Consider the following 14826-nt stretch of genomic DNA (forward strand, 5'->3'; position numbering starts at 1 on the left):
GGGAATGTCGCGGAAGATCGTGATCAGGGAAGGCATCCGAAAACTCCAAAATAGGAGCCATCCAAAGAATCCAGATCAAACCTCCACGCCAGTCCTATTTCTCAAATGCGATTCCCCTACCGCTGGATCTGCGGGGCCATCCTCGTGTTCAGATAACCGATTTCCTCCGTGGAAAAGCCGGTCAGGAACCGATCCGTCACGCCTTTGTTGAACTCCACCACCGTTGATTTCCTGGCCTGCATGCGGGCAGCGACGACGCTGCCCAGTGCGCCCTGGCCCAGATGAGCGCAGAGCAATCGCACCGCATGGTCCTGATGGTGAGCGATGAGGTAATAGGGTATGGCCAAGACCGGGGGACACGCGATCCAGCCTTCCAGGTCTTTCAGATGATAAAGAATAGGCTCTATCAGTTCCTGCATCATCGTCTTGGTGGCGAACCAGCGTGTCCTGCCCTTCGCCCTGTCCAAAACCCCGGCGTCGAGCATCGACAGGCATGCATCGCGCGGATCACGAAACGAGGTGAAAGCCTGGATCCGTCCGGATTCGATCATTGAGCGAACCTCATCGTCAAGAGCACCATGTGTCTTGATCACAAGCGTCCGGTCGCCGGCCTTGGCGAGGATGTCCTCCACCAGCGGCCTGTCGATTCGTGGCTGAAAGGGATGGAAGCGAGGACCCAGACATTCCCGCAGCGCCAGTTTGTGATCATCGCCATCGCGGATTTCCCGCAACTCCTTTGCCGTCTCGAACAGAAACGTGCTTCCGGATTTTGGCTGACCGTGAGCTATGATGACCGGCATGATCGCTATCCAGTGACGTCTTGCAGATGTCGAAACATCGGCGCAGTTTCATCCGGCGCAGGACTTGCCGGTCCTCTTTCGCCATGACTATCGACCGTCAGTCGGGCTTGCCTTCCCTGTTCGTGACCGACCTCGTCGCTGCCCGGTTCACCATGGCGAAAGCGCGCGACAGTATGCGCTGAACATCGGCAGCCGTTGCGCCGTTCCAGGTTCCATCTGAATTGCGCTTCCCCTCGACGGCGGCTACTTCCTTGAAAATGGAATAGACCAGATCATCACTCATTCCCGTCGTCGCGAGCGACGCCTGATCAGAACCTGTTGGAACCTCTCGAGAGGCACGAGCGTAGTCGTCGTCCTTAGATTTCGGGGTCGGAATGGTCACCACCGCCACATCGGAAACCCGGTCCGAGTAGCCGAACAGGTCAAAATCCTCCGCGCAGCGACGACGAACCAGTTCTTCGGTAGAGAGGTCGTAATAGGCCTGGACAGGAACGCTCCGCGGCCGATGCTTCGTCTTGAGGAGCGGCATGAGCCCAAGAGATTCGCGTGCTATGCCTATTCGCGCAAGCAATCGTCCGAGGTCGGCTTCAAGGGATTCATAGCGAATCTGATAGTCGAGACAGAGCCGCCCATCGACCTTGAGCATGGACGCGGTACTGCCCAGATCGCCGCCCTTTTTCTGCACCCAGGAGCGAAAGCGATCGATGAATTCCCTTGGCGACATCGTCGCTCGCTCGTCCGGCGTCAGGGCGAGGTGATGGAACGCAGAGACGAGCCGGTCGAACGGATTTCGCACGGTCGCTACCTTGAGGTACTCGTCAAACACAGCAGCTCCCATCAGGCTGCGCAGCTGCTCAGCCGGCAGATGATTCCAGTAGGTAGCCCTCTCCTTCGCATCGCGCGAGCGCGCTCCGACGATCCCGTACTCCGATACGATCTCATCGGTTCCCTCCGTGATCTTCATTCCGGGCGGCACGCAGAGCGGCTGGAGCAGAACCTCGACAGAGGTTCCTGCCGTCTTTTTCGTTTTGATGAATATGAATTTGTGCCTGTGACAAACCAGCATGATCTAAACACCCTTGAGAGCCCAGGTCGGAGATGAGCCCAAGTCGGAAATGTCCCGGTTGATGTCGAAAAGCGCGACGGCCGACGCTACGAGTTTCATGGTTATGCAGCCTCTGCAAGCGGGTCAAGCCTGGCGCTATCGCGACCGACTCTTGCATCGGCGTTCTCGCGGGCACGACGAAAACGTCCGCCAGAACGTGCGGGAAGCGCCAGCGCATAGATGAGCCAGCCGGCCGGAATTGCACCCTGCGCCTGCGCGATGACATCGGGCTGCCGCTCGTGTTGCATGGTGCCGGACCTGAAGCTTGGCCCGGCCTCGGCGCGGCCGGGTGGGCAGCGCAGCGAGTGAGCGAGCGGACATGTTGGCCGGGCGCGTTCCAGACGATCAGGCGCCTGAGGTCCTGACACGAGCAGGCCCGACACGGAACGCGCAGGGAGGCGACATCGCTGCCGCCTCCCCGCAATCAGGCCGGTGAACCGGTCCTAGTTCTTCGTCCAGCTCTTGACCAGTTCGTCATAGCTGACGGTCTGGCCCTGTTCCTTCTCGTTCTCGATCTTCAGCTGCGGTGCGAGGTTGCCCTTGGCGACCGCATCCTTGTTCCAGTAGGCGAGATCGTGCTCCTCGGCGAGCTTCGGGCCGATGTCGCCCTGGACGCCGGCGCGCTCGAGACGCTCCAGCACCTTCTCCTGCTCGGCGCAGAGCGAGTCCATCGCCTCCTGCGCGGTCTTGGCGCCCGACGACGCGTCGCCGATCGCCTGCCACCAGAGCTGCGCCAGCTTCGGATAGTCCGGCACGTTGGTGCCCGTCGGCGACCACTGCAGGCGGGCCGGCGAGCGGTAGAACTCGACGAGACCGCCGAGCTTCGGCGCGCGATCGGTGAAGGACTGGTGGTCGAGCGTCGACTGGCGGATGAAGGTGAGACCGACATGGCTCTTCTTCACGTCGACGGTCTTGGAGGTGACGAACTGGGCGTAGAGCCAGGCCGCCTTGGCGCGGTCGTCCGGGGTCGACTTCATCAGCGTCCAGGAACCGGCGTCCTGGTAGCCGAGCTTCATGCCGTCCTTCCAGTAGACGCCGTGCGGCGACGGCGCGAAGCGCCACTTCGGCGTGCCGTCGGCATTCACCACCGGCAGGCCTTCCTTGACGAAGTCGGCGGTGAAGGCGGTGTAGGTGAACATCTGCTGGGCGATCTCGCCCTGTGACGGCACCGGGCCGGATTCGCCGAAGGTCATGCCCTGGGCGGCGGCCGGGGCGTATTTCTTCATCCACTCGAGGTACTTCTCGATCGAGTAGACCGCAGCCGGTCCGTTGGTGTCGCCGCCGCGCGCCACGCACGAGCCGACCGGACGCGAGTTCTCGTCGACCTTGATGCCCCATTCGTCGACCGGAAGCCCGTTCGGGATGCCGCGGTCGCCGTTGCCGGCCATCGACAGCCAGGCATCGGTGAAGCGCCAGCCGAGCGAGGGGTCCTTCTTGCCGTAGTCCATGTGGCCGTAGACCTTCTTGCCGTCGATCTCGCGGCCGGTGAAGAACTCGGCGATGTCCTCGTAGGCTGACCAGTTGACCGGCACGCCGAGATCGTAGCCGTACTTCGCCTTGAAGTCGGCCTTGTTCTTCTCGTCGTTGAACCAGTCGTAGCGGAAGAAGTAGAGGTTGGCGAACTGCTGGTCGGGCAGCTGGTAGAGATTGCCGTCCGGTGCGGTGGTGAAGGACTTACCGATGAAGTCGTCGATGTCGATGTTCGGGTTTGTGACGTCCTTGCCGGCGTTGGCCATCCAGTCGGTCAGGTTGCGCGCCTGCTGGTAGCGCCAGTGGGTGCCGATCAGGTCCGAATCGTTGATGTAGGCGTCGTAGATGTTCTCGCCCGACTGCATCTGCGTCTGCAGCTTCTCGACGACGTCGCCCTCGCCGATCAGGTCGTGCGTGACCTTGATGCCGGTGATCTCAGAGAACGCCTTTGCCAGCGTCTTCGATTCATATTCGTGCGTCGTGATGGTCTCGGAAACCACTTTGATGTCCATGCCGGCGAAAGGCTTCGCCGCGTCGATGAACCACTGCATCTCGGCTTCCTGCGCGGCGCGGTCGAGCACCGACATGTCGCCGATCTCCGCGTCCAGGAATGCCTTGGCTTCGTCCATGCCGGCGAAGGCATGGCCGGCGCTCAGACACAAGACAAGCGCCGTGGTGGTTGTTAGAAAGTGCCGTCGCATGAGTAGTCCTCCCTAAGGTTGCGAGTGCGATTCGGGGCCGCGGCCGGCACGCCGCGGCTCCGTTCAGTTCTCCCTCTAGACGAAGCGGAACACGCCGATGGCGTAGACCGCGCAGAGAGCGAGAGCCCACCAGAGGCCCGGTCCGACGAGACCGAGCCAGGCGAGGGTGATGAAGGCGCTGCCGAGCAGCGAGACGAAGAGGCGGTCGCCCCTTGTCGTCTCGAAGCGCAGCACGCCGACACGTGGTTGTCCGCCCGGGCGCAGGTATTCCCACGCGCCCATGGCCACGAGCAGGGTCAGGATCACGATGAAGAAGGTCGCAGTCGGCCAGGTCCAGGCCATCCAGGAGAGGTTCATGATGCTTGATCCCGGGTTGCGAAATAATACGCTTTGGCGTATATAATTCGACAAGCAAGGTGGGCGAACGGGTGAACGTACGGTTCAGCGATGCGGCGCGCAGAGGCTTGAAGACGATGCCGACGGCTGATCGTGTGGCGTTGGTGGCGAAGCTCGTCCGATACGCCAACGATGGCACCGGCAACGTCGTCAAGCTGGTTGGACAGCCCGGTTACCGGCTCCGCCACGGAGACTGGCGCGCCATATTTGAAATGATCGATGGAGTATATGTCGTCCGAATTGCTCATAGAAGAGAAGCTTATCGCTGACGGAGATGCATCATGAACGAAGCCGTTAACCTTCAGGGCGTCAAGCTGATCGTCATGACCGAAGAGGAGTACAAGACGATACTCGAAGACGCCGGTGACGCAGCAATAGCCGAGCACGCGATGATGGCCGCCGAGGGATCGCCGACCATGCCGGCGGAACTTGCGTTGGCGTCCATGGACGGAACGCTTCACCCCCTCGCCGCGTGGCGCAAGGCGGTCGGCCTGACCCAGGCCGAGCTCGCCGCCAGAGCGGGCGTCCGGCCGGCCAGCGTCAGCGACATCGAAGGCCGCAAGATCGATCCGCGGCTGTCGACGCTGAAGGCGCTCGCCGGTGCGCTCAAGCTCGGTGTCGAAGACATCATCGACTGACGTCATCACACCCTCCCCAGGGCGAAGCCCTTGGCGATGTAGTTGCGCACGAACCAGATCACGAGCGCGCCCGGGATGATGGTGAGAACGCCGGCCGCCGCCAGCACGCCCCAGTCGAGGCCTGACGCCGAGACGGTGCGGGTCATGATCGCGGCGATCGGCTTGGCGTCGGTCGTCGTCAGCGTGCGGGCGATCAGGAGTTCGACCCAGGAGAACATGAAGCAGAAGAAGGCGGCCACCCCGATCCCGGACGCGATCAGCGGCATGAAGATCTTCAGGAAGAATTTCGGGAAGGAATAGCCGTCGATATAGGCGGTCTCATCGATCTCCTTCGGCACGCCCGACATGAAGCCCTCGAGAATCCACACCGCCAGCGGCACGTTGAACAGGCAGTGCGCCAGCGCCACCGCTATGTGCGTGTCGATCAGCCCGAAGGCCGAATAGAGCTGGAAGAAGGGCAGCGCGAAGACAGCGGGCGGCGCCATGCGGTTGGTGAGCAGCCAGAAGAACAGGTGCTTGTCGCCGAGGAAGCGGTAGCGCGAGAAGGCATAGGCAGCCGGCAGCGCCACGGACACCGAGATCACCGTGTTCATCACCACGTAGATGATCGAGTTGATGTAGCCCTTGTACCAGGACGGATCGGTGAGGATGACCTGATAGTTGCGCAGCGTCGGCTGCTGCGGCCAGAAGGTCAGCGTCGAGAGAATCTCCTGGTTTGTCTTGAAGCTCATGTTGACCAGCCAGTAGATCGGCAGCGTCAGGAACAGGATGTAGAGCGTCGGCACCAGCCACCAGAAGCGCGATGGCTCGCCGCGCCGCTTCATCATCCGCGCCACGTCGGGGCTCGCGCCCGCCGCACCGCTCTGCGCGCTCCCGCTGCGCATCAGGACGTTGCTGCGTCCGTCGACCGTGCCGTCCTCCACCGTCATCTCATTTCTCCGAATCGACGTTGGTCATGACCGTGTAGAAGACCCACGACATGAGCAGGATGATCAGGAAGTAGATGATCGACATGGCGGCGGCCTCGCCGAGGTTGAACTCGCCGATGGCGAGCTTCACCAGGTCGATCGACAGGAATGTGGTCGTGTTGCCCGGCCCGCCGCCGGTCACCACGAAAGGTTCGGTGTAGATCATGAACGAGTCCATGAAGCGCAGCAGCACCGCGATCAGCAGCACGCGGTTCATCTTCGGCAGCTGGATGAAGCGGAAGATCGCGAGCCGCGAGGCACCGTCGATGCGCGCGGCCTGGTAGTAGGCGTCGGGGATCGACACCAACCCGGCATAGCAGAGCAGCACGACCAGGCTCGTCCAGTGCCAGACGTCCATGACGATGACCGTCACCCAGGCGTCGAACGGATCGCTGACGTAGTTGTAGTCGAAACCGAGGGCATTGGCGACGTAACCGAGCAGGCCGATGTCGACCCGGCCGAAAACCTGCCAGATCGTGCCGACGACGTTCCACGGGATCAAGAGCGGCAGCGCCATCAGCACCAGGCACACCGGAACGCCCCACCCCTTCTTCGGCATGTTGAGCGCCACGAAGATGCCGAGCGGCACCTCGATGGCCAGGATGATGGCCGAGAAGGCGAGGTTGCGCGCCATCGAGTTCCAGAACCGGTCCGAGCTCAGCACGTCCTCGTACCACTCGGTGCCGGCCCAGAAGAACTGGTTGTTGCCGAAAGTGTCCTGCACCGAGTAGTTGACCACCGTCATGAGCGGGATCACCGCCGAAAAGGCGACCAGCACCAGCACCGGCAGCACCATGAACCAGGCGCGGTTGTTCCAGGTCCTGTTCATGCAGACACCCCCTCGCCTTCGGTCTCGTAGTCGACCCGCCAGGAACCGGCATAGATGTTGATGGCCTCCGGCGCGAAGCGCACCCTGGGCTCGGAGGGCACCTCCTCGTCCTCGCGCAGGATTGCCGAGATCGCGTGGTCCTGCAGCTTGGCGCGAACGATCTTGTGGCGGCCGATGTCCTCGACCTTGACGATCTCCGCCGGCATGCCGTCGTGGCGGCCGAGCTGCACGAATTCCGGCCTTATGCCGAGCTCGATCGCGCCGCCCATCGGCCCGCGCGGGCGGTCCGGCAGGTCGATCCAGGCATCGCCGAACTTCGCCCGCGCGCCCTCGACGGAAACCGGCAGCACGTTCATGCCGGGCGAGCCGATGAAATAGCCGACGAAAGTGTGCCTGGGCCTGGCGAAGAGTTCGTCCGGCGTGCCGATCTGCACCACCTCGCCCTCATACATCACCACCACGTCGTCGGCGAAGGTGAGCGCCTCGGTCTGGTCGTGGGTGACGTAGACCATGGTGTGGCCGAAACGCCGGTGCAGTTGCTTCAGCTGCGAGCGCAGCACCCATTTCATGTGCGGGTCGATGACGGTCAGCGGCTCGTCGAACAGGATCGCATTGACGTCGGAGCGCACCAGGCCGCGGCCGAGCGAGATCTTCTGCTTCTGGTCGGCGGTCAGGCCCCTCGCCTTCCGCTTCGCCCAGTCGCCGAGGTCGATCATCTCGAGGATCTCGCGCACCTTGCGGTCGACGTCCGGCTCGGCGATCCCGCGGTTGCGCAGCGGGAAGGCCAGATTGTCGTAGACCGTCATGGTGTCGTAGACGACCGGGAACTGGAACACCTGCGCGATGTTGCGCTCCTGCGTCGACAGCCGCGACACGTCCTGCCCGTCGAACAGGAGCCGGCCCTCGGAGGCATGCAGCAGGCCCGAGATGATGTTGAGCAGCGTTGTCTTGCCGCAGCCGGACGGCCCGAGCAGCGCGTAGGCGCCGCCGTCCCTGAAGGTGTGGTGCACCTCCTTCAGGGCAAAGTCCGCGTCGGACTTCGGCGCCGGGCCGTAGGCGTGGCGGATGTGGTCGAGTTCGATCTGCGCCATGCCGCCTCCCCTATGCCATCAGCTGCGCTGGCATCGCGACGGCGCGCCCGTCGGCGTCGAACACCATCAGATGCCGCGTGTCGATGAAGACGTCGATCACCTCGTCCGTCGCCAGATGATGGATGCCGTGGGCGAGCAGGACCCAGCGCTGGCCGGCATGGTCGAGATGGATGAAGGTCTCGGAGCCCGTGATCTCGCTGACGCCGACGCGGGCCCTGACGGCCACGGCCGCTGGCCCTGCCCTGGTCAGCGATAGATGGTGCGGCTGGAAGCCGATCGTGTAGCGGCCGTCGGCAAGGCTTTCCGGCGCAGGTACGGTGGCGCCGCCATCGAGATGGAACGCCCCGCCGGACTTGCCGAGCTCCACGGTGTTCAGCGGCGGATCGGAGAAAGTGCGCGCGGTGACGAGGTCTGCCGGCTGCCGGAACACCTCGATGGTCGGACCGAACTGCGTGACGCGGCCTTCGGAGAGCGTCGCCGTGTGCCCGCCGAGCAGCAGCGCCTCATGCGGTTCGGTCGTGGCATAGACGAAGATCGCGCCCGACTCGGCGAAGATGCGCGGCAGTTCGGCACGCAGTTCCTCGCGCAGCTTGTAGTCGAGATTGGCGAGCGGCTCGTCGAGCAGCACGAGCCCCGCGTTCTTGACCATGGCGCGGGCGAGCGCCGTGCGCTGCTGCTGGCCGCCGGACAGGTTGAGCGGCGTGCGGTCGAGATAGGGCGTCAGCCGCAGGAGCTCGGCAGCGCGCCGCACTTGACGGTCGATCGTCTCGCGGTCGCGGCCCGCCACGCGCAGCGGCGAGGCGATGTTCTCATAGACCGTCATCGCCGGATAGTTGATGAACTGCTGGTAGACCATCGCGACATTGCGCTTCTGCACCGGCAGGCCGGTAACGTCGGCACCGTCGAAGAACACGGCGCCCGACGTCGGCTGGTCGAGCCCGGCCATCAGCCGCATCAGACTGGTCTTGCCCGACAGCGTCGGGCCGAGCAGGACGTTGAGCGAGCCGTGCTGAAGCGTCAGCGAGACGTCGCGCACATGCGCATCGCCGCTCACCACCTTCGACACGTTTCTCAGTTCGAGCATGTCGCCTCCTCCCAGAGGTGCTGCTGTCCGGCCGCTACTCCGCGGCCGCCGTCTCCGTGTGTCCCGTCGCGCCCCGCATGAAGTCGTCGAGCGCGGCCGCTTCTCCCGAGTTCAGCCGCAGTCCGCGCTTGGTGCGTCGCCACAGGACATCGTCCGCGGAAAGCGCCCATTCGTTGTCGATCAGGTATCGGACTTCCACTTCGTAGAGGTCCGCACCGAAATGCCGGCCGAGATCGGCCGTCGAGCGCGCCGCACCGAGGATCGCCCGCGCCTTCGTACCATACAGCCTGGCGAGCCTGCGCGCATGGGCCGATTCGAGGAACGGATAGGCCGCCGCCAGCCGCCCGACCTCCTGGTCGAATGCATTCACCGGAAAGTCGCCGCCGGGCAGCGAGGCACCCGCCGTCCAGGGCGCGCCCTTGCGCCCGATCAGGCCGCCGATCTTCTCCAGCATCGCTTCGGAAAGCCGCCGGTAGGTGGTGATCTTGCCGCCGAAGACATTGATGAGCGGCGCCTGCCCATTGCCGCCCTCGGCCGTCAGCACGTAGTCGCGCGTCGCCTCCTGCGCCTTCGACGCGCCGTCGTCGAACAGCGGCCGCACGCCCGAATAGGTCCAGACGATGTCGTCGCGACGCACCGGTTCGGCAAAATACTCGCTGGCTGCGTCGCACAGATAGTCGATCTCGGTGTCCGTGATCGCCACCGCGCCCGGCTCGCCCTCGTAGTCGCGGTCGGTCGTGCCGATCAGCGTGTAATCCTCCTCGTAGGGGATCGCAAAGATGATGCGGCCGTCTCGGTTCTGAAAGAAATAGGCGCGCGGGTCCTCGAACTTGCGCTTCACCACGATGTGGCTGCCCTGCACGAGGCGCACGTTGTGGACGTCGTTCTTGCCGAGCGTCGCGCCGAGCACCTTGTCGACCCAGGGACCGGCGGCATTGACGAGGAGCTTCGCCTGCACCGTCTCGGTGCGGCGGCTTCTGCCGTCCTCGACGGTGACCGTCCAGACCCCGCCGTCGCGCCGCGCCGAGGTGACGCGGGTGCGGGTGCGGATGGCGGCGCCGCGATCGGCGGCGTCACGGGCATTCAGCACCACCAGCCTTGCGTCGTTCACCCAGCAGTCGGAATACTCGAAAGCGCGCGAAAACAGCGGCTTCAGCGGCTTGCCGGCAGGATCGGTGCGCATGTCGAGCGTGCGGGTCGCCGGCAGGAGCTTGCGGCCGCCGATGTGGTCGTACAGGAACAGACCGAGCCTGAGCAGCCAGGCCGGCCGCAGACCCTTGTGGTGCGGCAGCACGAAGCGCATCGGCCAGATGATGTTCGGCGCCATGCGCCACAGCACTTCGCGCTCCATGAGCGCCTCGCGCACCAGCCGGAACTCGTAGTGTTCGAGATAGCGCAGCCCGCCATGGATCAGCTTGGTCGACCAGGAAGAGGTGCCGCTGGCCAGATCGTTCATCTCCGCCAGAAACACGGAGTATCCCCGACCCGCCGCATCGCGCGCGACGCCGCAGCCGTTTATTCCGCCGCCGATGACCAGGATGTCGTAGATCGCGCCGCCGTCCAAACGTCTCTCCCGGGCTTCGTCTTGCGTTTGTTGGATTTTCGTTCGCCCTGGTTGAAAGGGTAAAGCGAACATTAGATGAATGTCAAACGAAAACCCGGCGACGTCAGATGGTTGGACGAACGTTCAGGGATCCGGAACCGACGGCAGCCTCCGGCCTGCCCCGGCCTTCGCGGACGGCGGGCGGGCGTTCCCGGTCGTCGCATGCGACCGGCTCGGCGATGCGGACGGGACGACGGAGAAGACGGCGCGCGCCGGCGCCCTGCACAGGATCGCGTGCATCGACGGCGAGGCATGGATCCCGGATACGTCGTCCATCGCTGCGCTCGGACGTCGTTCGGGATGACGAAGCGGAGGAGAGGACGCAGGTTGCGTCACAGCCTTACCCCGGCCGCTAAGCGCGCGACGTCATTCCGGGGCCGCGCAGCGGAACCCGGAATCCAGAATTGTGACCCGGGCGGAAGGGCGCTGCGCTCGTGCCCGCCTCTGCGGCGGCAGCGGCGCTGTATCCCGCATTCCGCTGCGCAGACCCGGGATGACGAAAATCGAGGAGGATGCGCGGCGTTGCCGTTCGGTGGCGCTGGCGCCTCGTCTCACAACTCGACGATCTTGCCGGCCTGCAGAGTAACGCGGCGGTCCATGCGGGCGGCCAGATCGTGGTTGTGGGTGGCGATGAGGGCGGCCAAGCCCGAATGGCGCACCAGCGCCTCCATGGCGTCGAACACGTAGGAGGCGGTGTGCGGATCGAGGTTGCCGGTCGGCTCGTCGGCCAGCAGCACGAGCGGCGCATTGGCCACGGCGCGCGCGATGGCCACGCGCTGCTGCTCACCACCGGACAACTCGGCCGGGCGATGGTCGGCACGCGGGCCAATCTTCATGTAGTCGAGCAGCTGGCGCGCCCGCTCTTCCGCCTCGGCGCGCGGCAGGCCGCGCACGAGCTGCGGCAGGACGATGTTCTCCAGCGCGGAGAACTCCGGCAGCAAATGGTGGAACTGGTAGACGAAGCCGACCTCGTTGCGGCGGATGGCGGTGCGCCGGTCGTCGGAAAGTCCGCTGCAGGGAATGCCGCTGAGCAGGACTTCGCCCGAATCGGGGCGTTCGAGCAGGCCGGCCGTGTGCAGGAGCGTCGACTTGCCGGCGCCCGACGGCGCCACGAGCGCCACCGTCTCACCCCGGCCAAGCACGAAGTCGGCACCGTCGAGGATGACGAGCTCCCGTGCACCCTGCTGGTAGCGTCGTTCGACGCCAACCAGTTGGAGAGCGAGTTCGGCGGCCATCACTCGTACCTCAGCGCTTCGACGGGATCGAGGCTGGCGGCACGCCAGGCGGGAAACAGCGTGGCGAGGAAGGACAGCGCCAGCGCCATGAGCACGACCGACGTGGTTTCGCTGATGTCGATCTTGGCGGGGAGCTGGCTGAGAAAATAGAGCTCGGGGTTGAACAGCATCTCGCCGGAGAGCCAGGAAAAGAACTGCCGGATCGACTCGACGTTGAGGCAGACGATGATGCCGAGCACCACGCCGGCCAGGGTGCCGGTGACGCCGATGGCAGCACCCGTCATGACGAAGATGCGCAGGATCGCGGCGCGTGTCGCCCCCATGGTGCGCAGGATGGCGATGTCGCGTCCCTTGTCCTTCACCAGCATGAAGAGACCCGAGATGATGTTCAGCGCCGCGACGACGACGATGAGCGTCAGGATCATGAACATGACGTTGCGCTCGACCTCGAGCGCGGCGAAGAAGGTGTGGTTGCGCTGGCGCCAGTCGGCCATGAACAGCGGCCGCTGTGCCGCGACTTCGACCAGCGGTCGCAACTCGTCGACGGCATCTGGATCGTCGACGAAGACCTCAATGGTCTGCGCCCGGCCCTCGGAGTTGAAATAGAGCTGGGCTTCCGGCAGTGCCATGAAGATGATCGAGGCGTCGTATTCCGACATGCCGACCTGGAAGATGGCGGTGACGGGGTAGCCCTTCTGCCGCGCGGTGGTGCCGAAGGGCGTGACGTCGCCGTCGGGCGAGGTGAGCGTGATGACATCGCCGAGCGCCAGGCCCAGATTCTCGGACATTCGCTGGCCGATGGCCACTCCCTGCCCCGAGGCGAAGCCATCGAGCGAGCCCTGGCGGATATTGCCGGAAACCAGTTCGACCTTGCGCAGGTCCTCCTCGCGCATGCCGCGCACCAGTGCGCCGGCGCCGGAACCGACATTGCCGGTGGCGAGCACCTGGCCCTCGACCAGCGGGATGGCGTAGCGCACGCCCTGAATGCCGTTGATGCGGTCAGCCACGGCCGCGTAATCGTCGAGCGGTGTGTCGACAGCCTGGAGAACGAGGTGGCCGTTGATGCCGAGGATGCGGGTGAGAAGTTCGGCGCGAAACCCGTTCATCACCGCCATGACGATGATGAGCGTGGCGACGCCCAGCATGATGCCGATGAAGGAGATCGACGCGATGACCGAAATGAAGGCTTCCTTGCGCCGCGAACGCAGGTAGCGCCAGGCCACCATGCGCTCGAAGACGGAAAAGGGCCCGGCGCCGCCCGGTGTCGCCGCCGTCTCGCCCATCAGTGGCCGCCGAACCGTGCGAGAAGGTCGGCGGGAGACAGGGTCTCGCGCTCGCCGGTGCGGCGGTTCTTGATCTCGACCTCGCCCGCCGCCACCCCGCGCGGCCCGACGATGACCTGCCAGGGCAGGCCGATCAGATCCGCGGTGGCGAACTTGCCGCCGGCGCGCTGGTCGGTGTCGTCGTAGAGCACGTCCTTTCCGGCCGCCGACAGCTTCGCGTAGAGGTCATCGCAGACGGCGTCGCAGGCCTGGTCGCCGGGCTTCATGTTGATCAGCGCCACATCGAAAGGCGCGACACTCTCCGGCCAGATGATGCCGGCGTCGTCGTGGAAGGCCTCGATGATGGCGGCGATAAGCCGCGACGGACCAATGCCGTAGGAGCCCATCGACACGAGGTGCTCCTTGCCATCCGGTCCGGTGACGCTGGCGCCGAAGGGCTTCGAATACTTCTCGCCGAAGTGGAAGATGTGGCCGACCTCGATGCCGCGCGCCGAGACCTGCGCGTCGGGAGCGACGGCAGCCCAGGCGTCCTCGTCGTGCATCTCGTCGGTGGCGGCGTAGGGTGTCGTCCAGTCCTTCACGATGCCGGCGATCTCGGCGTCGTTGCCGAAGTCGGTCTCCGCACCCGGCACCGGCAAGGCGAGATAGTCGCGGTGGCAGTAGACCTGGCTCTCGCCGGTCTCGGCCAGGATGATGAACTCGTGGGACAGGTCGCCGCCGATCGGGCCGGTGTCGGCGCGCATCGGGATCGCCTGCAGTCCCATGCGGGTGAAGGTGCGCAGATAGGAGACGAACATGCGGTTGTAGGCGGCCTTCGCGCCGTCGTAGTCGAGGTCGAAGGAATAGGCGTCCTTCATCAGGAACTCCCTCGAGCGCATGACGCCGAAGCGCGGCCGCACCTCGTCGCGGAACTTCCACTGGATGTGGTAGAGGTTCAGCGGCAGGTCCTTGTAGGAGCGGACGTAGGAGCGGAAGATGTCGGTGACCATCTCCTCGTTGGTCGGGCCATAGAGCATCTCGCGCTCGTGCCGGTCCTGCAGGCGCAGCATCTCGGGACCATAGGCATCATAGCGGCCGCTCTCGCGCCACAGCTCGGCCGACTGGATGGTCGGCATCATGATCTCGAGCGCACCGGCGCGATCCTGCTCCTCGCGGATGATCCGGCAGACCTTGTCGAGCACGCGCTTGCCGAGCGGCAGCCAGGAGAAGCTGCCCGCGGCCTGCTGCTTGATCATGCCCGCCCGCAGCATCAGCCGGTGCGAGACGATCTCCGCCTCGCGCGGATTCTCTTTGAGGATGGGCAGGAAGTAGCGCGACAATCGCATGGAGATGTCCGTCGAGAATGAAAGATGCGCCCGCGGGAATCGGGCTTTCGGCAGGGTATCTGCACGCGCTTCATAGCCATTTCGAGGCGGGATGGAAACCCGAGCGCAGGAGGGTCCGAAAAGAAGGTTCGCAGGTATAACTATAAGGAAACCTTGCTGTTTTTTTGTGCAGCGCAGCACATCTTTGAGGCCACGGATGCGAAAAAGATCGTGACAGACATGTGAAGCTTGCGGTAGTGTGCCGCCATAACCGAGAAGACGGAGCAACAATCCGTTTTCCTCACGCGGTCAAAGTCTT

14 protein-coding genes are annotated in these 14826 nt (G+C 64.5%); 2 read left to right on the plus strand and 12 right to left on the minus strand.

Features of this window, described 5'->3' with window-relative positions; translation table 11 throughout:
• Positions 1 to 116: 116 nt before the first annotated feature.
• From N1F91_RS21795 to N1F91_RS21810, 4 genes are all read right to left on the minus strand, one after another.
• On the minus strand, positions 117 to 800 hold the full coding sequence (locus tag N1F91_RS21795; protein WP_289995403.1) for a hypothetical protein: 684 nt from the start codon (positions 798 to 800) through the stop codon (positions 117 to 119).
• 97 nt (positions 801 to 897) lie between these two features.
• The gene (locus N1F91_RS21800) at positions 898 to 1866 is read right to left on the minus strand and encodes a sulfotransferase family 2 domain-containing protein (protein ID WP_289995404.1); all 969 of its coding nucleotides are present in this window, start codon (positions 1864 to 1866) and stop codon (positions 898 to 900) included.
• A gap of 482 nt (positions 1867 to 2348) precedes the next feature.
• Positions 2349 to 4076, minus strand: coding sequence for an ABC transporter substrate-binding protein (locus tag N1F91_RS21805; RefSeq protein WP_289995405.1), 1728 nt, complete (start codon positions 4074 to 4076; stop codon positions 2349 to 2351).
• Between the two features lie 75 nt (positions 4077 to 4151).
• Complete coding sequence (locus tag N1F91_RS21810; protein WP_289995407.1) at positions 4152 to 4433, minus strand: DUF2160 domain-containing protein; 282 nt, start codon at positions 4431 to 4433, stop codon at positions 4152 to 4154.
• A gap of 116 nt (positions 4434 to 4549) precedes the next feature.
• Between N1F91_RS21810 and N1F91_RS31165 the strand changes: the two genes are divergently transcribed.
• Both N1F91_RS31165 and N1F91_RS21815 read left to right on the plus strand, forming a co-directional pair.
• Entirely contained in the window at positions 4550 to 4741 is a 192-nt protein-coding gene (locus tag N1F91_RS31165; protein ID WP_354670556.1) for a type II toxin-antitoxin system RelE/ParE family toxin, read from the plus strand.
• A gap of 12 nt (positions 4742 to 4753) precedes the next feature.
• On the plus strand, positions 4754 to 5110 hold the full coding sequence (locus N1F91_RS21815; RefSeq protein WP_289995408.1) for a helix-turn-helix transcriptional regulator: 357 nt from the start codon (positions 4754 to 4756) through the stop codon (positions 5108 to 5110).
• Between the two features lie 5 nt (positions 5111 to 5115).
• On the opposite strand, the gene N1F91_RS21820 is transcribed toward N1F91_RS21815, so the two are convergent.
• From N1F91_RS21820 to proS, 8 genes are all read right to left on the minus strand, one after another.
• A complete protein-coding gene (locus N1F91_RS21820; protein ID WP_289995484.1) occupies positions 5116 to 5937 on the minus strand; it encodes a carbohydrate ABC transporter permease in 822 nt (273 codons plus the stop codon).
• 103 nt (positions 5938 to 6040) lie between these two features.
• On the minus strand, positions 6041 to 6907 hold the full coding sequence (locus N1F91_RS21825; protein ID WP_289995409.1) for a sugar ABC transporter permease: 867 nt from the start codon (positions 6905 to 6907) through the stop codon (positions 6041 to 6043).
• Complete coding sequence (locus tag N1F91_RS21830) at positions 6904 to 7998, minus strand: ABC transporter ATP-binding protein (RefSeq protein WP_289995410.1); 1095 nt, start codon at positions 7996 to 7998, stop codon at positions 6904 to 6906. Before N1F91_RS21830 ends, N1F91_RS21825 begins: the two co-directional genes overlap by 4 nt.
• 10 nt (positions 7999 to 8008) lie before the next feature.
• Positions 8009 to 9082, minus strand: coding sequence for an ABC transporter ATP-binding protein (locus N1F91_RS21835; RefSeq protein WP_289995411.1), 1074 nt, complete (start codon positions 9080 to 9082; stop codon positions 8009 to 8011).
• Positions 9083 to 9116: 34 nt separating this feature from the next.
• Positions 9117 to 10646: a glycerol-3-phosphate dehydrogenase gene (gene glpD / locus N1F91_RS21840; RefSeq protein WP_289995413.1), complete on the minus strand. Its 1530-nt coding sequence runs from the start codon at positions 10644 to 10646 to the stop codon at positions 9117 to 9119.
• Positions 10647 to 11236: 590 nt separating this feature from the next.
• A complete protein-coding gene (locus N1F91_RS21845) occupies positions 11237 to 11920 on the minus strand; it encodes an ABC transporter ATP-binding protein (protein ID WP_289995414.1) in 684 nt (227 codons plus the stop codon).
• Positions 11920 to 13203, minus strand: a complete 1284-nt coding sequence (locus tag N1F91_RS21850) for a lipoprotein-releasing ABC transporter permease subunit (RefSeq protein ID WP_289995415.1) — start codon at positions 13201 to 13203, stop codon at positions 11920 to 11922. Before N1F91_RS21850 ends, N1F91_RS21845 begins: the two co-directional genes overlap by 1 nt.
• Entirely contained in the window at positions 13203 to 14528 is a 1326-nt protein-coding gene (gene proS / locus N1F91_RS21855; RefSeq protein ID WP_289995416.1) for a proline--tRNA ligase, read from the minus strand. The genes N1F91_RS21850 and proS overlap by 1 nt, the downstream gene beginning before the upstream one ends.
• Positions 14529 to 14826: the final 298 nt, after the last annotated feature.

Source organism: Aquibium sp. ELW1220 (genome assembly GCF_030398385.1).
Classification (GTDB): Bacteria; Pseudomonadota; Alphaproteobacteria; order Rhizobiales; family Rhizobiaceae; genus Aquibium.